This is a genomic window from Streptomyces liliifuscus (assembly GCF_016598615.1).
GTDB lineage: Bacteria > Actinomycetota > Actinomycetes > Streptomycetales > Streptomycetaceae > Streptomyces > Streptomyces liliifuscus.
On the sequence record NZ_CP066831.1, the window covers coordinates 4,615,370 to 4,635,714 of the forward strand.

A 20,345-nucleotide genomic window follows, 5' to 3' on the forward strand; every position below is an offset into this window, starting at 1 on the left:
CTCACTCCCCCACCGAAGACACCGCGGACACCGACACAGCCCGCGCGAAGCCACCGTCCACCATCAGGTTCGCCACGGTCTCCAGCTCCGGCGGATTGCCCGCGAGCCGGGCCAGGAACTGGTCGAAGTCGTCCCCACAGGGCAGCAGCAGCCGCTGCACACGCTCCGGGGGCGCCCACAGGTCCTGGTCACGGGCGTCGTCGTACGCGCAGAACCACACCGACCCGACCTTCTCGCCCTTGACCTTCACGGCGAGCAGGCCGCCCTGGACGAAGCCGACGCCCAGGTAGTCCTTGGTGAGGTGGTCCCGCAGGCATTTGTTGACGTACACGAGGTCGTTGACGGCGGCCTCGTCGCGCACGGTGAAGAACGGCTGGTCGACCAGCAGGCCCAGCTCGGCGTCGAGCGCGGCCCCCATCGGGGCGCACCCGCCGGCGGCCTTAAGGAACGACCGGTACGCGCCGGGCAGCCGGTAACCGAGGTCCTCCTCGACGCCCAGCACCTGCTGCTCGGTCACCGCGACGACGGCCTTGGGCAGCCCGAAGTGCGCGGGCCTGGTCTCCTGGAGGGGCCGGGTGCCGCGCTTGTTCTGGTCGACGGCGGCGGTGGCCAGTCCACCGTGGTGCCGCAGCAGCGCCTTCACCTCGACCGGCACGAGCTCCAGCCGCCGGGTTCCCGGCACGTGGTGCCAGGTCCAGCCGTGCGGAGTGGCGACGGGCGGGATGGTGTCCCACAGGTCGTGGCCGTCCGCGGCCAGGGCGGCGTTCGCGGACACGTAGTCCGTCAGCCGGAGTTCGTCGACCCCGAAGCCCTCGGGCGGCTCGGCGATCTCCGCGGCGGCACGCGCATAGAACGAGAAGTCGGGATAGCCGCGCTCGTCGACACGTACACCTCTCGGGTGACGCGCCGCCCGGACCGGGTCCGGGAAGTGCACGACCTGCCCGGCGTAGGCCGCGTTCGGCGGCGCGGCTTGCTGCCCGAGCCGACCTGTCGTCATGGCGGTTGCCCCCTGCGGCGTTCTGAAGGATCGCGGATATCGACAGCCTATGCGGTTGAACGACACCGGTCACCGGGCCTCCGGTTCCGTACCGGCCAGCGCGGCTCCGGTTCCGTGACCTGCCGTCATCGCGCCGTGACGGTGCGGCGAAGACCGCGCGTGTCGCGACGCCCCAGCTTCCGCACCAGCCACGGAGTTTGGCACTCTGTCGGAGCACCGGGGGATGCGGTAAGGGGAGGAAACAGGACGATGAACTCAACGCAGACAGGCAGATCTGGTGATCCCAGGGTGGGCTGGAGCAACACCGAGGCGCCGGTCACTCCCACCCTCCTCCACCGCCGTGACGGCATACTTCCGACCATCGCCGCCGCGCTGTCCGTACGGGGCGCGACGCTCACCGGTACGGCGGGCCGGGGCGACCAGCCGCCACCGCTCCATCCGCTGGTCCGGGACTTCCTCGACACGCTGACGAGCGGACAGCGCGACCGTTTCACGGGCCGCTGTGCCGAAGTGATCCTCATCTCCCGGCACATCACGGCGGTGGACGCGGACCGTTCCAAACGGGCCGCGCGAAAACCCATGACCAACGGAGAGGCCCGCAAGTCCCTCAAGCAGGCCAAGCTCACCGCCCGCCGCATCCGCGAGGACGGCGACCCGCTGCACGGCAGTTTCGCGCCGCCCTGCCGCTCCTGCACGGCGCTCAGCGCCCACTTCGGCGTACGCATCGTCGATCCGACGGCACCGGGGGACTGACAAACCCCTCTTCCCCCACACAGGGCGTCACCGGCGCCCCTTGCCGAAGCCGCCGAACCACAACAGCCGCGGCAGCTCAGACGAACGCGAAGGGCCGATGCACACCGACCGCACCTCTCCCTCCCCCACACCGACCTCGACCCGGTTCTCCGCCGTGGTCGACGCCGCGCTGCGCTCCGCGGGGTGGCAGCCGGGCCGCTGGGACATAAAGCAGGCCGAGATCTGGGCCGACGCCCTGCGCAGCCACGAGTCGCCGGCCGGTCACCGTCACTCCGTGTTCCCGGCGGCGGTCGAGGCCTGGGCGGAGTTCGGCGGTCTCCACATCCCCGCCACCGCCACCGGCCGACAGATCGCCCCGACCCCGCTGCACCTGGACCCCCTGCACGGCCTCCACATGGCCCGTACGCTCGTGGACCTGGGCCGGGCCCTGGACAGCGAAGTGGCCCCGCTGGGCGAGGAGTCCGACACCAGAGCCCTGCTCGCCATCGACGCGGAGGGCCGCACCTACACCCTCGACCACACGGGCGACTGGTACCTGGGCGCCACCATCGACCAGGCCCTGACCACCCTCGTCTCAGGCCTGGAACCAGAACGCCTGACGGCCGTCTGAACCGCCCCGGGCTCGCCACGACCCGCTGACCGGACCGGCTCACGCCGTCCCGGTGGCGGTCACGCCTCCGCCGGAATCACCGCCGAGACTCGGAAGCCGCCCGCGTCGGTGGGGCCGGAGACGAAGACTCCTCCGAGGCCCAGGACGCGCTCCTTCATGCCCACCAGGCCGTTCCCCCCGCTGGGCAGCCGGGCGTCGGAGGCGGCGCCGGGCTCGGGGGGCGGGCCGTTCTCCACCTGCATGGCGATCTCGGCGCCGCGATGCGCGACCCGCACCCGGGTCTTCGCCCCCGCCGCATGCTTGTGGACGTTGGTCAGCGCCTCCTGCACCACGCGATAGGCGGTCTGCTCCACCGCCGCCGCATAGCCCCGGGCGTCCCCCTCCACGGACAGGTCGACGACCATTCCCGCGGCGGCGGACTGCCCCACCAGCTCCTGGAGATCGTCGAGGCAGGGTCCGTCCCCCGTCTCCTCGTCCACGGCCCGGGACGCCGCGGCGGCGGCCGCGACCCCCACCGCCGCGAGCGGCACGGTCTGCAGCCGCACGGAGGAACCCCCGTAACCCCCTTCGCCCGTACGCAGAACCCCCAGCATCTCCCGCAGTTCGGTCAGCGCCTGCCGTCCCATGTCGCCCACGAGCGAGGCGTTCTTGACGGCCTTCTCGGGGTCCTTGCGCGCGACGGCCTGCAGCGCCGCCGCGTGCACGACCATCAGACTCACCCGGTGCGCGACGACGTCGTGCATCTCGCGGGCGATCCGGGTCCGCTCCTCGTTGCGCGCCCACTCCGCCCGCTCCTCGGCCCGCTCGGCCAGCAGCTGCAACTCCCGCTCAAGGGAGTCGGCCCGCTCCCGCAGGCTCTCCATCAGCCGCCGCCTGGCCCCCACGTACAACCCGAGCAGAATCGGCGGCGCGGTCATCCCGAGCGAGGTCGTGATGGACACGAACGGCACGAACCAGTCGCCCACCATCTGCAGGTCGCCCCGCACCATCCCCTGGTGCGCGCGCACGTACGTGACGATGAGCATGCCCACCATCGACATACCGGCCAGCGCCCCGATGATCCGCCGGGGCATCTCGGACGCGGCGAGCGTGTAGAGCCCGACGAGCCCCATCAGGAACCCCATCTGGGCCGGTGTGATGGCGATCGACACCAGCACAACGGCGATGGGCCACCGCCTCCGGAACAACAGCACGGACCCGGCGACGGCCCCGAACACCATCCCGGCGGGCACCGGCAGGCCCGCCGCGTCCGCGAACGGATACCCCTCGATCGCACATTCCACGGCGGACACCAGCGCGAGGCTCCCGTCGAGCACCGCACTGCGCCACCTCGCCCACCACCACGGCCCGGTCAGGGTCGCGGTGTGGTCTTCCCCCGTCGTGGTCATGCCTCCAGCCTACGGTCGCCCCCCGCCGCTTTTCCGGTGAGTTTCGCGTACTGGCCTACACCACTCGCCGTAATCGAACAGACACGAAACCGGCCGCAATCCGCCGAAAACCCAGAACCACCCCAAGCCGCCCCCGAGTCGCTCCACACCCGCCCCGCACCACCCGGCACGACCCGGCGGCGTCGAAGTACCGTCGCACCGAAGGCACCCGGTACGGCATAGTGTTGGATGTCGACTCGGCAGTCCGACCGGATCTCCGGTCCCGTCGAGTTCCATCCCCCGTGGTGTAATTGGCAGCACTGTGGCTTTTGGTGCCATCTGTCCGGGTTCGAGTCCTGGCGGGGGAGCCCTACACGAACCGGGCCCCGACCGCACTGTCAGGGCCCGCTCCCATTTCTCCCTCACAACGCCCCGGTATCCTGCGGATGTCCACTCCCCAAAGGCACCCCAGCCATCCGAAGCCGAAGGGCATCCCCGTGAGCGCCAACCGCCCGGCAGCCGTCGTCGTTCTTGCAGCGGGTGAGGGCACCCGTATGAAGTCGGCCACACCCAAGGTCCTGCACGACATCTGTGGCCGTTCTCTCGTCGGCCATGTACTCGCCGCCGCACGCGAGTTGGAGCCCGAGCACCTGGTGGTCGTCGTGGGCCACGCCCGCGAGAAGGTCACCGCGCACCTCACCGACACCGCTCCGGGTGTACGGACCGCCGTGCAGGCCGAGCAGAACGGCACGGGTCACGCCGTGCGGATGGCCCTGGAAGAGCTCGGCGGCGGTATCGACGGAACCGTCGTGGTCGTCTGCGGGGACACGCCCCTGCTCACCGGCGAGACCCTGCGCGACCTCGCCTCCAACCACACCACCGACGGCAACGCGGTCACCGTGCTCACCGCCGAGGTCCCGGACGCCACCGGCTACGGCCGCATCGTGCGCGACGGCGTCTCCGGTGCCGTCACCGCGATCGTCGAGCACAAGGACGCCTCGGAGTCCCAGCGCGCGATCCGTGAGATCAACTCCGGTGTCTTCGCCTTCGACGGACAGCTCCTCGCGGACGCGCTCGGCAAGGTCCGCACCGACAACAGCCAGGGCGAGGAGTACCTCACCGACGTCCTCGGCATCCTCCGCGAGGCCGGACACCGCGTCGGCGCCTCCGTGGCGGGCGACCACCGCGAGATCGCCGGCATCAACAACCGCGTCCAGCTCTCCGAGGCCCGCCGCATCCTCAACGACCGGCTGCTGGAGCGGGCGATGCTCGCCGGCGTCACGGTCGTCGACCCGGCCTCCACCTGGATCGACGTCACCGTCACCTTCGAGCAGGACGCGATCGTGCACCCCGGCACCCAGCTCCAGGGCGCCACGCACCTCGCCGAGGGCGCCGAGGTCGGCCCCAACTCCCGCCTGAAGGACACCAGGGTGGGCGCGGGCGCCCGGATCGACAACACGGTCTCCAACGGCGCCGAGATCGGCCCCCGGGCGAGCGTGGGTCCGTACGCGTATCTCCGCCCCGGCACCCGCCTCGGACTGAAGGCCAAGGTGGGTACGTACGTGGAGACGAAGAACTCCACGATCGGCGAGGGCACGAAGGTCCCGCACCTCTCGTACGTGGGCGACGCGACGATCGGCGACTACACGAACATCGGCGCCGCGAGCGTCTTCGTGAACTACGACGGCGAGGCCAAGCACCACACCACCGTCGGCTCGCACTGCAAGACGGGTTCGGACAACATGTTTGTGGCGCCTGTCACGGTCGGGGACGGTTCCTACACCGCCGCGGGCTCCGTCATCACCAAGGATGTGCCGCCCGGTTCACTGGCCGTGGCCCGGGGCCAGCAGCGGAATATCGAGGGCTGGGTGGCCCGTAAGCGTCCGGGAAGCGCGGCCGCGAAGGCGGCGGAGGCGGCTGCCCGGGAGTCGGCCGACGAAAGCTGACCGGAAAGCGGTGGGTCGGACTCGGCGTACCGTGATAGATGCACACCCGCACACCCAGCTGGGACCGCATCTGAGAACACATCTCAACATCCAGCTGAGACACCTCTGAGGAGACAGTGCTGTGACCGGGATCAAGACGACCGGCGAGAAGAAGATGATGTTCTTCTCCGGCCGCGCCCACCCCGAGCTTGCCGAGGAGGTCGCCCACCAGCTGGGTGTCGGGGTCGTCCCGACGAAGGCCTTCGACTTCGCCAACGGCGAGATCTACGTCCGCTACGAGGAGTCGGCCCGCGGCGCCGACTGCTTCCTCATCCAGAGCCACACCGCTCCGATCAACAAATGGATCATGGAGCAGCTGATCATGATCGATGCTCTGAAGCGGGCCTCCGCCCGGAGCATCACCGTGATCATGCCGTTCTACGGTTACGCCCGGCAGGACAAGAAGCACCGCGGACGTGAACCGATCTCGGCCCGTCTGATCGCCGACATGATGAAGACGGCGGGCGCCGACCGCCTCCTGACGGTCGATCTGCACACCGACCAGATCCAGGGCTTCTTCGACGGCCCGGTGGATCATCTGTTCTCGCTGCCGCTGCTCGCGGACTACGTGGGCCACAAGGTGGACCGCACCAAGCTCACGGTCGTCTCGCCGGACGCCGGCCGTGTGCGCGTGGCCGACCGCTGGTGCGACCGCCTGGGCGCGCCCCTGGCGATCGTGCACAAGCGCCGCGACAAGGACGTCGCGAACCAGGTCACGGTCCACGAGGTCGTCGGTGACGTCGAGGGCCGGGTCTGTGTCCTGGTCGACGACATGATCGACACCGGTGGCACGATCTGCGCCGCCGCGGACGCGCTGTTCGCGCACGGCGCGGAGGACGTCATCGTGACGGCCACGCACGGTGTGCTCTCCGGTCCGGCCGCCGACCGGCTGAAGAACTCCAAGGTCAGCGAGTTCATCTTCACGGACACGCTGCCCACCCCGGGCGAGCTGGAACTCGACAAGATCACCGTGCTGTCGATCGCGCCGACGATCGCCAACGCGGTGCGCGAGGTCTTCGAGGACGGCTCGGTGACCAGCCTGTTCGACGAGTAGACAGGAAGCAGGTCCACCGGTCCCGCCGGGCCGCGTAGATCGATTTCTTGTACGGCCTCCCCGCCCCGTAAGCTGTCACAGTTGCTCGGCGAGGGAGGCCGCACTCTTTGGTGCGGCGGTCCGTTATCGACGCGCTCTTCGTAGCAGGCCGATGTTTTGGCCGGGTGACCAACTTCCCCAGATCTACGAGGAGTGAACATGGCCGACGTCAAGATCGCCGCCGAGACCCGCACCGAGTTCGGCAAGGGCGCCGCCCGCCGCATCCGCCGTGAGAACAAGGTTCCCGCGGTCGTCTACGGCCACGGCGCCGACCCCGTCCACATCACGCTCCCGGGCCACGAGCTCCAGCTCGCCCTGCGTACCCCGAACGTCCTGCTCACCCTGGACATCGAGGGCAAGACCGAGCTGGCGATCCCGAAGGCCGTCCAGCGCGACGCCATCAAGGGCTTCCTGGAGCACGTCGACCTGCTCACCGTGAAGCGCGGCGAGAAGGTCACCGTCGAGGTCTACGTCCACACCGAGGGCGAGCTGGCCCCGGGCGCGTTCCTGCTCGAGCACGTGCTGAGCACGCTGACGGTCGAGGCCGAGGCCACGCACATCCCCGAGTCGGTCACCGTGTCCATCGCGGGCCTGGAGGCCGGTGCCTCCATCCTCGCCAAGGACATCCCGCTCCCCGACGGCACCACGCTGGTCATCGACGAGGACGCCGTCGTGCTCCAGGTCCTGGCCGCCCAGGCGGAGGAGCCCACCGAGGACGCCGCGGGCGACGAGGCCGCCGAGGCCTGATCCCGCACCGGATCACCGTGTGCCGGCCGCCGCTCCCGAGGGGGCGGCGGCCGGCGCGTATCCCTGATCCGGACAGCCCGCCGATCGAGGACCCATGGGAGACACGGACGTGACCACGGAACCAGGCGCCCCCTGGCTGATCGTGGGGCTCGGCAACCCCGGCCCCGAGTACGCCAGGAACCGCCACAACGTGGGCTTCATGGTGGCCGACCTCCTCGCCGAGCGGATCGGCGGGAAGTTCAAGCGGGCCGGCAAGGCGCAGGCCCAGGTGATCGAGGGCCGCATCGGTCCGCCGGGACCGGCGAACCGCCGGGTGATCCTGGCCAAGCCGATGTCGTACATGAACCTGTCGGGCGGACCGGTCACGGCCCTGCGCGACTTCTACAAGGTGCCGACGGCGAACATCGTCGCCGTCCACGACGAACTCGACATCGACTACGGCGTGCTGCGGTTGAAGCTCGGCGGTGGCGACAACGGCCACAACGGTCTGAAGTCGATGACGAAGGCGATGGGCCCGGACTACCACCGCGTGCGCTTCGGCATCGGCCGCCCGCCGGGCCGGATGCAGGTCGCCGACTTCGTCCTGAAGGACTTCTCCGCGACGGAGCGCAAGGAACTGGACTACTTCGTGGACCGTGCCACGGACGCGGTGGAGTGTCTGGTGATCGAGGGCCTGGAGCGGGCTCAGTCGACGTACAACTCGTGAGCGGCCCGGCGGGACCGCCGGAAGGTACGTACAAAAGGTCCGTACAACACGGGACTTGTCCCCCGATGGAGCCCCATCGGAGCCCCACCGGAGTTGACCGAGCGCAGGGCCATGGCCAAGGATCGCCGCCATGCCTGCCCTCGCCTCCCGTCAGAACGCGGTCGTGGCGCTCCGGTTCGGGCAGCTCGCGGCGATGGGTACGGTCGCGGCGCTGATCCTGATCGCGGGCGTCTGGGCCTCCTGGGGCACCGCCCAGCACGTGATGCTCACCAAGGGCCGTGAGCGCGGCACGATGACGGTCACGAGATGCGTCGACGACCGCTGCACCGGTCCCTACCGACCGCTGTCGGACGGTTCCACCGCCCGCGACCGCGTCGTCCTCGACAGCGAGGTCGCGGTGGACAAGGGCCGCACCTACACGGTCGCCGTGAAGCCCGGCAGCGACGAGGTCGTACGCACGGGCACCGGCGGCCTCCTCTACGCCTGGGCCCCGCTCGGCGGCGCACTGCTGCTCGCCTCGATGGTGGTAGCGGGCGGCCTACGCCTGCCCCGCCTCGCCTGGGCCCTGGGCGGCGCGGGATTCACGCTGCTCACGGCGGCGTTCGTAACCCTCTGAAGCCCCGCGCCCCAAGAGGCGCCCCGAAGGGGCGCGGGGAACTGCGCGACCAGCCCCCACGCCCCCGCAGGCGACGCACGACTTCAGCCGGTGTTGCGCAGCCCGGCCGCCACCCCGTTGACCGTGAGGAGCAGGGCCCGCGACAGCAGCGGGTCGGCCTCCTCGCCGGCGGCCGCCGCATCACGCTGCCGCTTCAGCAGAGCGACCTGAAGGTACGAGATCGGGTCAAGATAGGCATCCCGGACGGTGAAGGTCTGCTTCAGCACCGGGTGGGCATCGAGAAGCCCCGGCTCACCGGTGATGCGCAGCACCTCGCGCACGGTCAGCTCGTGCTCGGCCCGGATGGTCTCGAAGACGTGCTTCAGCTCGTCCGGAACGAGTGTGTCGACGTAGTGCCCGGCGATCCGCAGGTCCGTCTTCGCCAGCGTCATCTCGACGTTGGAGAGGAAGTTGCGGAAGAAGTGCCACTGCTCGTGCATCTCCTCCAGCACGCTGTCGAGACCGGCCTCGCGCAGCGCCTTCAGACCGGATCCGACACCGAACCAGCCCGGCACGATCTGCCGCGACTGCGTCCAGCCGAACACCCACGGGATGGCGCGCAGACCGTCGAGCGAGACGCCCGAGCCGGGGCGGCGGGAGGGCCGCGAGCCCAGGTGCAGGTCGGCGAGCTGGTCCACCGGCGTGGAGGCGAGGAAGTACGTCGGAAGGTCCGGGTCCTCGACCAGCCTGCGGTAGGCCGCGTGGGCGGCGTCGCTGACCACGTCCATGGCCGCGTCCCAGCGGGCGAGCGCCTCGTCGGACTGGCGGGGCGAGGTGTGCAGGGCGGAGGCCTGGAGGGTGGCCGCGACCGTCAGTTCCAGGTTCTCGCGTGCCAGCGACGGCACGAGGTACTTGTCGGAGATGACCTCGCCCTGCTCGGTCACCTTGATCTCGCCCTCCAGCGTGCCCCAGGGCTGGGCGAGGATCGCGTCGTGCGAGGGACCGCCGCCACGCCCCACCGTGCCTCCGCGGCCGTGGAAGAGCCGCAGCCGCACGCCGTACCGGTGGGCGACGTCGCGCAGCCGCCGCTGCGCCCGGTGGATCTCCCACTGCGAGGTCGTGATGCCGCCGAACTTCGACGAGTCGGAGTACCCGAGCATGACCTCCTGGACGTCACCGCGCAGCGCCACGAGCCGCCGGTAGGACGGATCGGACAGCATGTCCTCCAGAATCGTGTCCGCGGCCTTGAGCTCGTCCGTCGTCTCCAGCAGCGGCACGATGCCGATCTTCGCCCAGCCGGCGTGCAGATCGATGAGCCCGGCCTCGCGGGCCAGCACCGCCGCGGCGAACACGTCGTCCGCGCCCTGGCACATCGAGATGATGTACGACTCGATCACCTCGGGTCCGAACACCCCGAGGGCCCGCTTCACGGTCTCGAAGACACCGAGGGTCTTCTCCCCGGCCGCGTCCAGCGGTGCCGGGGTGGGCCCGAGCGGCCGCCGGGACCGCAGCTCCTTGGCGAGCAGCTTGTGCCGGTACTCGCGCGGCATGTCCTCGTACCGCCACGACTCCTCGCCGAGCCGGTCGAAGAGCTGCCCGAGCGCCTGGTGGTGGGCGTCCGCGTGTTCCCGTACGTCCATGGTGGCGAGCTGGAGGCCGAAGGCGGCGAGCGTACGGATCGTACGGTTCATGCGGCCGTCGGCGAACAGCGCGCCCCGGTGCTCGCGCAGCGAGGTCTGGACGAGGGTCAGGTCCTGGAGCAGCTCGGCGGTGCCGAGGTAGTCGCGGCCGTCCTCGTGCGGGGTGCCCTTGGCGAGGCGCTGCTTGGTGTTCTCCAGCTTCTGCCGGATGCAGGTGGCCTTGAGCCGGTAGGGCTCCTCGGCGTTGAGGCGCTTGTAGCGGGGGCTGATCTCGGGAAGCAGCTCCAGATCGGACCGCAGGGAGTCCAGGAGCTCCTCGGTGGCGCCCGTGTAGCGGATGGAGTTCGACAGGAAGCCGCGGAGCTCGTCGATCAGCTCCAGCGCGTCGTTGATGCCGTGCTCGTGCTGGAGGATCAGGACGTCCCAGGTGACCTGCGGGGTCACGTTCGGGTTGCCGTCGCGGTCGCCGCCGATCCAGGTGCCGAAGGTGAGGGGGCGGGTCTCGACGGGCAGGGTGACCCCGACGCGCTCCAGCTCCGCCGTCAGGTCCTCAAGGACGTCCCCCACGGCGCCGGCGTGCAGTTCGTCCAGGTAGTAGATGGCGTTGCGGGCCTCGTCGGCGGGCTCGGGACGCACCACGCGCAGCTCGTCCGTCTGCCAGACGAGGTCGATGTTCTCGGCCAGACGGGTGTCGTAGCGGCGCCGGTCAGCCTCGATGACGGGCGTCTCCAGCAGGGCGGCGATCCGGCGCAGCTTGTTGAGGACCGAGCGCCTGGCCGCCTCGGTGGGGTGCGCCGTGAAGACCGGGCGAACGTTCAGGTGCTGCACGGTCGCGCGCAGGTGCTCGGGGTCGGCGTCCTTGAGCCGGTCCGCCGTGCGGGCGAGCAGTCCGCCCTCGGCGGCCCGCCTGGCACGCAGCTCGCGGCCCCGGTGCACCTGCTCGGTGACGTTGGCCAGGTGGAAGTAGGTCGAGAAGGCGCGGACCAGCTTGGCCGCGGTCTCCAGTTCCGTGCCGCGCAGCAGCTCGGCGGCGGCTTCACCGTCCTCGCGGGTGAGGCGGCGGACCTTCTCGACCAGTTCCAGAAGCTCGGGCCCCTCCTGACGTACGAGGGTCTCGCCCAGCAGATCGCCCAGGCGGCGGATGTCGGCGCGCAGCTCACTGCCGGTTGTCGTGGTCTGGTCGTCGGCACTGCTCACAGGTGCGGCTCCTTGCAGTGTTGAAGCTCGTCTGGAGGGGAACCCGTCACCTTGGCGGCGGGCGCGCATCGGCGACGGGGCATCCGGGAATGAAACAGAGCGGACCGCGCTGTCCGACCGACCTTAAGGATAGGTGTCCATACGGACGCGCAGTCTCTCGGGCTCTTGCCGCCGGGCGAGGCACTGCCATACTTACGACGCCGTAGGTTACGGAACCGTAAGCGCGGTTTCCGGCAACTCGGCAGGCGCGATTACCGGCCACTCTCACAACCCTCGACCCCACAGGGGACGCTCCCATGACCACGAGTTCCGATGTGATCGATGACGCCCCCGAGGCGAACAACGACGACACCGCACTCCCCTCCGCCACGCTGGGCGGCGAGAAGAAGCGCTCGATCGAGCAGATCACCCTTCTCCTCTTCATCATCGTCCCGTTTCTCGCGGTCCTGGCGGCAGTACCGCTGGCCTGGGGCTGGGGCGTGAGCTGGCTGGACCTCGGTCTGCTGGTCTTCTTCTACTACCTCGGCTGCCACGGCATCACGATCGGCTTCCACCGCTACTTCACCCATGGCGCCTTCAAAGCAAAACGCCCTCTGCGCATCGCCCTCGCGATCGCGGGCTCGATGGCCGTCGAGGGGCCGCTGGTCCGCTGGGTGGCCGACCACCGCAAGCACCACAAGTTCTCCGACGCCGAGGGCGACCCCCACTCGCCGTGGCGCTTCGGAGAGACGGTGCCGGCGCTGATGAAGGGCCTGTGGTGGGCCCACATCGCCTGGATGTTCGACGAGGAGCAGACACCGCAGGACAAGTACGCGCCGGACCTGATCAAGGACAACGCACTCCGTACGATCTCGCGCCAGTTCCTCCTCTGGGCCGGGCTCTCCCTGGCGCTCCCGGCACTGATCGGCGGCCTGGTGACGATGTCCTGGTGGGGCGCGTTCACGGGCTTCTTCTGGGGCTCGCTCGTCCGGGTGGCACTGCTGCACCACGTCACCTGGTCGATCAACTCGATCTGCCACGCGGTGGGCAAGCGCCCCTTCAAGTCGCGTGACCGCTCGGGCAACGTGTGGTGGCTGGCGGTCCTCTCCTGCGGCGAGTCGTGGCACAACCTCCACCACGCCGATCCCACCTCCGCCCGGCACGGTGTGGAGCGCGGCCAGGTGGATTCCTCGGCCCGTCTCATCCGCTGGTTCGAACTGCTCGGCTGGGCGTACGACGTGCGCTGGCCGTCACGCTCGCGTATCGATTCCCGTCGCAACCCGGACGGGAAGGGCTCCCGACGCAAGGCGGAGACCGTCGACGCGGCATGATTGACGGCGTGGCCGACTCCAGCACACCCAGCAATGAAAAGCCGCGGCGCGCCCGCCGCACCCGGATGACCGGTGCGGAGCGGCGGGCCCAGTTGCTGGAGATCGGCCGCACCCTCTTCGCCGCCAAGGGCTTCGAGGCGACATCGGTGGAGGAGATCGCGGCAAAGGCCGGCGTCTCCAAACCGGTGGTCTACGAGCACTTCGGAGGCAAAGAAGGTCTCTACGCCGTAGTAGTGGACCGAGAAATGCGCCGCCTGCTGGACGGCGTGACAAGCTCACTCACCGCAGGCCACCCACGCGAGCTCTGCGAACAAGCAGCGTTCGCCCTCCTTGACTACATCGAGGAGTACACGGACGGCTTCCGCATCCTGGTCCGCGACTCCCCCATCCCCCAGTCCACAGGCTCCTTCGCGTCCCTGATCTCGGACATCGCGACCCAGGTGGAGGACATCCTGGGCCGCGAGTTCAAACGCCGCGGCTTCGACCCGAAACTCGCCCCGCTGTACGCCCAGGCCCTGGTAGGCATGGTCGCCCTGACCGGCCAGTGGTGGCTGGACGTCCGCCGCCCCAAAAAGGCCGAGGTAGCAGCCCACCTCGTAAACCTCGCCTGGCACGGCCTGGACGGCCTGGAGGCCAAGCCCCGCCTGATAGGGCGCCGAAAGTCATAGCCGGGATTCAGATTCGAGTGCGGCCGAGCGAGGGCTGATCGCGCAGTTCCCCGCGCCCCTGAAAAGCCGATGGCCAGGCAGCCACAACGGCCCCCGAGCCCCTGATGGCACTAAGACGACAGGTCATCCGCGGATGATCCACGGGGCCGCAGCCGCCGTACAACCGGGCGGGGCCGTGCCGGTGTGTCGCAGCCCGCCGCATACGGCTCCCGTAACCGCGCTCACCCCACTACGCGGGGCAGTACGCCCCGCCGCGGCGGGCTGGACACACCGGCACGGCCCCGCCCAACCCACGGCCCGCAGGCGCACGAGCCGAACGAACCGCCCCCGAGCTACCCCTTCCGAGCGACCACGAACAGCCGCCGGAACGGAAGCACCGTCCCGTACGGAGCAGTCGGGTAGGCCCTGCGGAGCAGGTCCCTGTACTCCTCGACAAAGGCGTCCCGCGCCTCAGGGTCGTCCGCCAGGGCAGTGAGAGCGGGCCGCAACCCCGTGCCCTTGGACCAGTCGAGCACCGGATCCTCACCCTGCAGGAGCTGCATGTAGGTCGTCTCCCAGACATCCACAGCGCACCCCAGACGGGCCAGACGGTCCAAGTACAAGAGGGGCGGATGGACGGAGTCCGCGCGCCGCAGAACCCCGTCGAGACGACCCTTCCACCGCGCGGACGCGGCAAGTTCACGCATCAGCGAATGCAGCGGCGCATCGATATTGTTCGGAACCTGAAACGCGAAGGTCCCACCGGAAGCCACCGCGTCGACCCAGCCGGACAGCGCGTCCAGATGCCCCGGCACCCACTGCAGCGCCGCGTTCGAAACGATCAAGTCGTAAGTCTCCGCGGGCACCCAGTCCGTGAGATCCGCATGGGCGAAGTCCAGCCGCCCACCCCCCACCGTGGCCCCCGCATACTCAACCGTCCGGCCCAGCATCTCCGCGGAGTTGTCGTACCCCGTGATCCACGCCCCCGGCCACCGCTCGGCGAGCTGGACGGTGACATTCCCCGGCCCGCAGCCCAGATCCGCGACACGCGCCGGTTCACCGGGCAGCGCCGGCACCCGGGCGAGAAGCTCGGCGAACGGCCGGGCACGATGCTCCGCGTGCCGCAGATACTGGCCCGGATCCCAGGTGGGAGCAGTGGTGGCGGACATGGAGGGCCTCCTCGAAGTCACGATCGACGCCGCACCCGACGTCCCGAAGGAACTCCAGCCTCACACCCCAACTCTCTCGACGTCAAGAGACTTCACATCAAGAGACTTCATGTCGACACAACCACTACACTGATCGCCATGGAGGACGAGGTCGATCGGCTGGTCGCTGCGTGGCGCCGGGAGCGCCCTGACCTCGACGTGGAACCGCTCGAGGTACTCAGCCGCGTGAGCAGACTCGCCAGGCACCTGGACCGCGCACGCCGGATCGCGTTCGCCGAGCACGCCCTGGAGCCCTGGGAGTTCGACGTCCTGACGGCACTGAGGCGCGCAGGCACCCCGTACCAACTCTCCCCCGGCCAGTTGCTCACCCAGACGCTCGTCACCTCGGGCACGATGACGAACCGCATCGACCGGCTGGCGAAGAAGGGCCTGGTGGAGCGCCTCCCCGACCCCAGCGACCGCCGCGGTGTACTCGTACGCCTCACCGAGGACGGCCGCGACCGCGCGGACCAGGCACTGGCCGGACTCCTCGACCAGGAGCGCGCCATCCTGGCGGAACTCAGCAGGGCCCAGCGCGGCGAACTCGCCGGGCTGCTACGCCAGCTGACCGCCCCGTTCGACAACATCCCCGGCTAGGTCGACGGGCCCGACCCCAGCCCGCCGGGCGAGCGCCACGGCGGCGAGGGTCGAGTGCACGCCGAGCTTCCCCAGCACGTTCTGCATATGCGTACGGACGGTGTGCGGCGAGAGGAACAGCCGCTCGGCGACCGCCTTGCGCCCCAGCCCCGCGACCATGCACCGCAGCACTTCCCGCTCCCGCGGAGTCAACGACTCCACCAACCGCTCGCTCTCCGTACGGTGTTTCCGCGCGGCGGTCAGCTCGCGCAGCACGCCGGTGAGCAGCGCCGGCGGCAGATGCGTCTCGTCCCGCAGTACGCCCCGGATGACGGTGAGCAGCCGGGACAGCGAGCAGTCCTTGGCGACCCAGCCCGAGGCACCGGCCTGCAGGGCGAGCGCCGCGCGCCGCGGGTCGTCCTTCTCGGCGAGCACGACCGTACGGACGGTGGGCTGGCCCGAACGGACGCCCGCGACCAGCGAGATGCCGTCGACCAGGCCCTCTTCGTTGTTGTCGTGGACAGGCACGGCCGGGCGGGCGCCCGGCACATTGCCGCCCAGGTCGGCGTCGACGAGGAGCACGTCGAATCTGCGGCCTTCGGCGGCCGCGCGCTCCAGGCAGCGCAGCGCGGCGGGGCCGCTGCCGGCCGCGGAGACATCGACGTCGGGCTCGGCGGCCAGGGCGGCGGCGAGCGACTCGGCGAAGATACGGTGGTCGTCGACGACCAGGACACGGATGCGAACCACTGAAACCCCCACTGCTCGGGGGACGGCCGACGCAGGTACGGCGCCCGGAGATCCCGAACTTCTACGCTCGGAAAACGGGGTGCCGCAGCCGCACGGCCGCCGCCGTGCTGGAACTGCTACCCCCACTCCGGGCGTCGTACCCGACTGTCTCGCCCCCTGATCAGCACCGGCCCCCACCGGTGCTGCTCATCAGAGTACGGCCGGGCAGCAGGAGCGGAAGGTGATTTGCAGAACTGATTGGCCAGCGCGTTTATGGTGAGCCGTATGTTTCGTATTGAGACAGAAGTCGACAAAGAGCGTAGTCAATTCCTGCGTTCACGGCTACGGGACGCGAACATGATTGCGTCTCCCCTGCTGCGTTCTCTGCGCGGAACCCCTGGTGAACGGGAGGTTCCGCTCCAGGTGTGGGCGTTGGATCAGGGTGGTGAGGTCGCGGGAGGGCTGATCGGGCACGTCTGGGCCACGTGGCTCCATGTGCGGTATCTCTGGGTCGACGAGCGTCACCGGGGGGCCGGTCTCGGTTCGCAGCTCCTGTCCCGGGCGGAGCATCTGGCCCACTCGTCCCATGGGTGTGTCAGCGTGCGGCTGGAGACGTGGGACTTCCAGGCGCCCGAGTTCTACAAGAAGCACGGCTACGAAGTGGTGTGCGTGATCCCGGACTATCCCCCGGGGATCACGGAGTACACCCTGACCAAGCGTCTCCCCTGAAAACAGCTCCTCGCCCCCGCCGCCCCTACCCGTCCCATCCTTCTGGGGCTCCGCCCCAGACCCCGTGGGGTGTGGTTTCGGGTGCGGCCCGGCCGTGGCTGATCGCGCAGTTCCCCGCGCCCCTTTAGGGGCGCGGGGAACTGCGCAGCGGGGGTTCGGGGGCGGAAATCCCCAGGTCAGCCCACCCGGCGTGCGCCCTCCGAAGGCACCGCCGGAAACACTCGCGGCGCGGTGAAGCCCGCGGCGGCGAAGGCCTCCTCGACCGCCTTGGTGACCGTGTCCGCGTCCGACGACTCCACCAACACGATCGCCGAACCGCCGAACCCACCCCCCGTCATACGAGCGCCAAGCGCCCCCGCCTCGTTCGCCGCCGAGACCACGAGGTCCAGCTCCGGACAGGAGATCCGCAGATCGTCCCGCAACGAGGCGTGCCCGTCCGTCAGGACGGGCCCGATCGCACGGACGTCCCCGGCGTCGAGCAACGCGATGACCTCGTCGACCCGGTGGTCGTCCGACACCACGTGCCGTACATAGCGCCGCACCCGCTCGTCGGACAGACGGGCGAGGGACGCCTCCAGGTCCTCGAACCGGACGTCCCGCAGGAACGGGACACCGAGCTGCCGAGCCCCCTCCTCGCAGCCCTCCCGCCGCTCCGCGTACTCCCCGTCGCCCAGCGCGTGCTTCACACGGGTGTCGACCACGAGGAGCCGCAGCCCGTGCGCCGGCAGGTCGAAGGGGACCTGGCGGATGGACAGGTCACGGCAGTCGAGGTGAAGGGCGTGGCCCTCCGTGGAGCAGGCGGACGCCGTCTGGTCCATGATTCCGCAGGGCACGCCCACGAAGTCGTTCTCGGCGCGCTGGGAGACCCGGGCCAGCTCCGGACGCGTAAGGCCAAGGCCGAACAGGTCGTTGAGCGCCAGGGCCGTGACGACCTCCAGCGCGGCCGAGGAGGAGAGGCCCGCGCCCGTCGGGACCGTGGAGGCGAGGTGGATGTCCGCGCCGGTGACGGCGTGGCCGGCCTCGCGCAGGACCCAGACGACCCCGGCCGGGTAGGCGGCCCAGCTGGTGTTCGTCAGCGGCGCCAGCTCGTCGACGTGCAGTTCGACGACCGGGCCCTCGATGTCGGCCGAGTGGATGCGCAGTACGCCGTCGTCGCGGCGCGAGACCGCGGCCACCGCCGTGTGCGGCAGCGCGAGGGGCATCACGAAGCCCTCGTTGAAGTCGGTGTACTCACCGATCAGGTTGACCCGGCCGGGTGCCGCCCAGACACCGTCGGGGGCAGCCCCGAAGAGCGCCTCGAAGCCTTCTCGTACCTGCTGTGCCCCCACTAGCTCTCCTTCGACTTCTGCTGCGCCGACGACTGCGACTGCGCGATGTTCTGCGCGAACTCCCACGCGTCCGCGACGATCCCCGCGAGATCCGCACGGGACGGGTTCCAGCCGAGCCGCTCGCGGGCCGTGGCCGCGGAGGCGACGAGGACGGCCGGGTCACCGGCGCGGCGCGGGGCCGCGACCTCGGGGATCGGGTGTCCGGTCACGCGGCGGACGGTCTCGATGACCTCGCGGACCGAGAAGCCGTTGCCGTTGCCGAGGTTGCAGATCAGGTGCTCGCCCGGCTGCGCGGCGGCGACGGCCAGCAGGTGGGCCTCCGCCAGGTCCGCGACGTGGATGTAGTCGCGGATGCAGGTGCCGTCCGGGGTCGGGTAGTCGTCGCCGAAGACGGAGATGGCCTCGCGGCGGCCCTGGGCGACCTGGAGCACCAGCGGGATGAGGTGCGACTCGGGGTCGTGCCGCTCGCCGCTCGCGCCGTACGCGCCCGCCACGTTGAAGTAGCGCAGCGACACCGCCGCCAGTCCGTGGGCGGCCGCCTCGCCGGTGATCATGTGGTCGACGGCGAGCTTGGAGGCGCCGTACGGGTTGGTCGGGGACGTCGGGGCGGACTCGACGATCGGGCTGGTCTCCGGCTCGCCGTACGTCGCCGCCGTGGAGGAGAAGACCAGTTTGCGGACGCCCGCCGAGCGCATGGCCGCCAGCAGGGCCATCGTGCCGCCGACGTTGTTGTCCCAGTACTTCTCGGGCTTCACGACGGACTCGCCGACCTGCGAGAACGCGGCGAAGTGCAGCACGGCGTCGAAGGAGGGGTCCAGCCACTTGGCGGCGTCGCGGATGTCGCCCTCGATCAATTCGGCGCCCGCAGGGACGCCCTCGCGGAAGCCGGTGGAGAGGTTGTCGAGGACGGTCACCTCGTGGCCCGCCTCCAGCAGATGCCGGGCGACCACACTGCCCACATAGCCCGCACCGCCGGTGACCAGGTACTTCCCACTCATGAACTCGCTACCTCTCGCAGTCGCTGGGCCGCGGCCTCCGGCGGCACGTCGTTGATGAACACACTCATGCCGGACTCGGAACCCGCGAGGAACTTCAGCTTGCCGGAAGTGCGGCGGATGGTGAAAAGCTCGAGGTGGAGCGCGAAGTCGTCCCGCACCACACCGTCGAACTCCTCCAGCGTGCCGAACGGCGCCTGGTGCCAGGCCGAGATGTACGGCGTGCGCGGTTCACCCTCACCGAAGATCCGGTCGAAGCGCCTCAACAGTTCCAGATAGACCTTGGGGAACTCTGTGCGTGCCGCCTCGTCGAGCCCCAGCAGGTCCGGCACTCGGCGGCGCGGGTAGAGGTGCACCTCGTACGGCCAGTGCGCGGCGTACGGCACGAAGGCCACCCAGTGCTCGGTCTCCAGCACGATCCGCTCGCCGGCCAGTTCCCACGCCAGCACGGCGTCGAAGAGGTTCTCCCCGCCCGTCCCCTCCTTGTGTGCCGCAAGTGACCGCAGCATCAGGGCCGTTCGAGGCGTCGTGAAGGGGTACGCGTAGATCTGCCCGTGCGGATGTCCGAGCGTCACGCCGATCTCGGCTCCGCGGTTCTCGAAACAGAACACCTGCTCCACGGAGGGGAGATGGGACAGCTCTGCCGTGCGGTCGGTCCACGCCTCCAGGACCAGACCCGCCTGCTCCTCGGTCAGATCCGCGAAGGACGCGTCGTGGTCCGAGGTGAAGCAGACCACCTCGCAGCGACCGGAGTCCCCGGCCAGCGACGGAAAGCGGTTCTCGAAGACCGCCACGTCGTACGAGGAGTCCGGGATCTCGCTCAGCCGGTCGCCCTCGGAGGGGCACAGCGGGCATTCGTCGGCCGGCGGGTGGTAGGTGCGGCCCTGCCGGTGGGAGGCGATGGCCACCTCGTCACCGAGCAGCGGATCGCGACGTACCTCCGATGTGGTGACCGTCCGGTCGAGCGGGCGCCGGTCCACCGCGTCGCGCACCGTGTCGTCGCGCGAGTCGTAGTAGATGAGCTCACGACCGTCGGCCAGCCGGGTCGAGGTCTTCTTCACGCCGGACTCCCCATCCGTACCCGATCAAAGCATTCAACAGAACCAAACACATCAAACCACAAATCCCCACGTCCG

At 69.9% G+C, this 20,345-nt stretch carries 19 protein-coding genes and 1 tRNA gene; 12 read left to right on the forward strand and 8 right to left on the reverse strand.

All coding sequences use genetic code 11. From position 1 onward, the window contains the following. Position 1 precedes the first annotated feature (1 nt). On the reverse strand, positions 2 to 997 hold the full coding sequence (locus tag JEQ17_RS19435; RefSeq protein ID WP_200396416.1) for an SMI1/KNR4 family protein: 996 nt from the start codon (positions 995 to 997) through the stop codon (positions 2 to 4). Between the two features lie 249 nt (positions 998 to 1,246). Here JEQ17_RS19435 and JEQ17_RS19440 point away from each other — a divergent pair, with 249 nt between their 5' ends. Then, positions 1,247 to 1,750, forward strand: a complete 504-nt coding sequence (locus JEQ17_RS19440) for a YwqJ-related putative deaminase (RefSeq protein ID WP_200396417.1) — start codon at positions 1,247 to 1,249, stop codon at positions 1,748 to 1,750. A 97-nt stretch (positions 1,751 to 1,847) separates the two neighbouring features. Beyond that, positions 1,848 to 2,360 (forward strand): SUKH-3 domain-containing protein, encoded by a 513-nt coding sequence (locus tag JEQ17_RS19445; RefSeq protein ID WP_200396418.1) that lies wholly within the window; start codon positions 1,848 to 1,850, stop codon positions 2,358 to 2,360. A 59-nt stretch (positions 2,361 to 2,419) separates the two neighbouring features. Here JEQ17_RS19445 and JEQ17_RS19450 read toward each other — a convergent pair whose 3' ends face one another. Beyond that, positions 2,420 to 3,748 (reverse strand): sensor histidine kinase, encoded by a 1,329-nt coding sequence (locus tag JEQ17_RS19450; protein ID WP_200396419.1) that lies wholly within the window; start codon positions 3,746 to 3,748, stop codon positions 2,420 to 2,422. Positions 3,749 to 4,023: 275 nt separating this feature from the next. Here JEQ17_RS19450 and JEQ17_RS19455 point away from each other — a divergent pair. The 6 genes from JEQ17_RS19455 to JEQ17_RS19480 all read left to right on the forward strand — a co-directional run bounded on the left by JEQ17_RS19455 (position 4,024) and on the right by JEQ17_RS19480 (position 8,874). Further along, positions 4,024 to 4,095 (forward strand) — tRNA-Gln (locus tag JEQ17_RS19455). A 129-nt stretch (positions 4,096 to 4,224) separates the two neighbouring features. Further along, a complete protein-coding gene (gene glmU / locus JEQ17_RS19460) occupies positions 4,225 to 5,673 on the forward strand; it encodes a bifunctional UDP-N-acetylglucosamine diphosphorylase/glucosamine-1-phosphate N-acetyltransferase GlmU (RefSeq protein ID WP_200396420.1) in 1,449 nt (482 codons plus the stop codon). A 121-nt stretch (positions 5,674 to 5,794) separates the two neighbouring features. Further along, a complete protein-coding gene (locus tag JEQ17_RS19465; protein WP_200396421.1) occupies positions 5,795 to 6,766 on the forward strand; it encodes a ribose-phosphate diphosphokinase in 972 nt (323 codons plus the stop codon). Positions 6,767 to 6,964: 198 nt separating this feature from the next. Next, entirely contained in the window at positions 6,965 to 7,552 is a 588-nt protein-coding gene (locus JEQ17_RS19470; protein WP_200396422.1) for a 50S ribosomal protein L25/general stress protein Ctc, read from the forward strand. A 94-nt stretch (positions 7,553 to 7,646) separates the two neighbouring features. Next, the gene (gene pth, locus JEQ17_RS19475) at positions 7,647 to 8,258 is read left to right on the forward strand and encodes an aminoacyl-tRNA hydrolase (protein ID WP_200396423.1); all 612 of its coding nucleotides are present in this window, start codon (positions 7,647 to 7,649) and stop codon (positions 8,256 to 8,258) included. 130 nt (positions 8,259 to 8,388) lie between these two features. After that, positions 8,389 to 8,874: a hypothetical protein gene (locus JEQ17_RS19480; RefSeq protein WP_200396424.1), complete on the forward strand. Its 486-nt coding sequence runs from the start codon at positions 8,389 to 8,391 to the stop codon at positions 8,872 to 8,874. Between the two features lie 83 nt (positions 8,875 to 8,957). Here JEQ17_RS19480 and ppc read toward each other — a convergent pair whose 3' ends face one another. After that, positions 8,958 to 11,690 (reverse strand): phosphoenolpyruvate carboxylase, encoded by a 2,733-nt coding sequence (gene ppc / locus JEQ17_RS19485; RefSeq protein ID WP_200396425.1) that lies wholly within the window; start codon positions 11,688 to 11,690, stop codon positions 8,958 to 8,960. A gap of 296 nt (positions 11,691 to 11,986) precedes the next feature. Here ppc and JEQ17_RS19490 point away from each other — a divergent pair, with 296 nt between their 5' ends. Beyond that, a complete protein-coding gene (locus JEQ17_RS19490; RefSeq protein WP_200396426.1) occupies positions 11,987 to 13,000 on the forward strand; it encodes an acyl-CoA desaturase in 1,014 nt (337 codons plus the stop codon). Then, positions 12,997 to 13,668 carry a TetR/AcrR family transcriptional regulator gene (locus tag JEQ17_RS19495; protein WP_200396427.1) on the forward strand — a complete coding sequence of 224 codons (672 nt, stop codon included), beginning with the start codon at positions 12,997 to 12,999 and terminating at the stop codon, positions 13,666 to 13,668. Before JEQ17_RS19490 ends, JEQ17_RS19495 begins: the two co-directional genes overlap by 4 nt. A 332-nt stretch (positions 13,669 to 14,000) precedes the next feature. Here JEQ17_RS19495 and JEQ17_RS19500 read toward each other — a convergent pair whose 3' ends face one another. Beyond that, positions 14,001 to 14,816 (reverse strand): trans-aconitate 2-methyltransferase, encoded by an 816-nt coding sequence (locus JEQ17_RS19500; protein ID WP_200396428.1) that lies wholly within the window; start codon positions 14,814 to 14,816, stop codon positions 14,001 to 14,003. Positions 14,817 to 14,954: 138 nt separating this feature from the next. On the opposite strand from JEQ17_RS19500, the gene JEQ17_RS19505 reads away from it, so the two are divergent. After that, complete coding sequence (locus JEQ17_RS19505) at positions 14,955 to 15,452, forward strand: MarR family winged helix-turn-helix transcriptional regulator (protein WP_055617964.1); 498 nt, start codon at positions 14,955 to 14,957, stop codon at positions 15,450 to 15,452. Here JEQ17_RS19505 and JEQ17_RS19510 read toward each other — a convergent pair. Next, positions 15,411 to 16,178 carry a LuxR C-terminal-related transcriptional regulator gene (locus tag JEQ17_RS19510; protein WP_055617965.1) on the reverse strand — a complete coding sequence of 256 codons (768 nt, stop codon included), beginning with the start codon at positions 16,176 to 16,178 and terminating at the stop codon, positions 15,411 to 15,413. The genes JEQ17_RS19505 and JEQ17_RS19510 overlap by 42 nt on opposite strands. Positions 16,179 to 16,430: 252 nt before the next feature. Here JEQ17_RS19510 and JEQ17_RS19515 point away from each other — a divergent pair, with 252 nt between their 5' ends. Further along, the gene (locus tag JEQ17_RS19515; RefSeq protein ID WP_200401592.1) at positions 16,431 to 16,886 is read left to right on the forward strand and encodes a GNAT family N-acetyltransferase; all 456 of its coding nucleotides are present in this window, start codon (positions 16,431 to 16,433) and stop codon (positions 16,884 to 16,886) included. Between the two features lie 176 nt (positions 16,887 to 17,062). Here JEQ17_RS19515 and galK read toward each other — a convergent pair whose 3' ends face one another. From galK to galT, 3 genes are read right to left on the reverse strand one after another with little or no spacing between them, the layout of a single operon-like run. Beyond that, entirely contained in the window at positions 17,063 to 18,214 is a 1,152-nt protein-coding gene (galK, locus tag JEQ17_RS19520; RefSeq protein WP_200396429.1) for a galactokinase, read from the reverse strand. Then, positions 18,214 to 19,212 (reverse strand): UDP-glucose 4-epimerase GalE, encoded by a 999-nt coding sequence (gene galE / locus JEQ17_RS19525; RefSeq protein WP_200396430.1) that lies wholly within the window; start codon positions 19,210 to 19,212, stop codon positions 18,214 to 18,216. Before galE ends, galK begins: the two co-directional genes overlap by 1 nt. Further along, complete coding sequence (gene galT, locus JEQ17_RS19530) at positions 19,209 to 20,270, reverse strand: galactose-1-phosphate uridylyltransferase (protein ID WP_200396431.1); 1,062 nt, start codon at positions 20,268 to 20,270, stop codon at positions 19,209 to 19,211. The genes galE and galT overlap by 4 nt, the downstream gene beginning before the upstream one ends. Between the last annotated feature and the right edge of the window lie 75 nt (positions 20,271 to 20,345).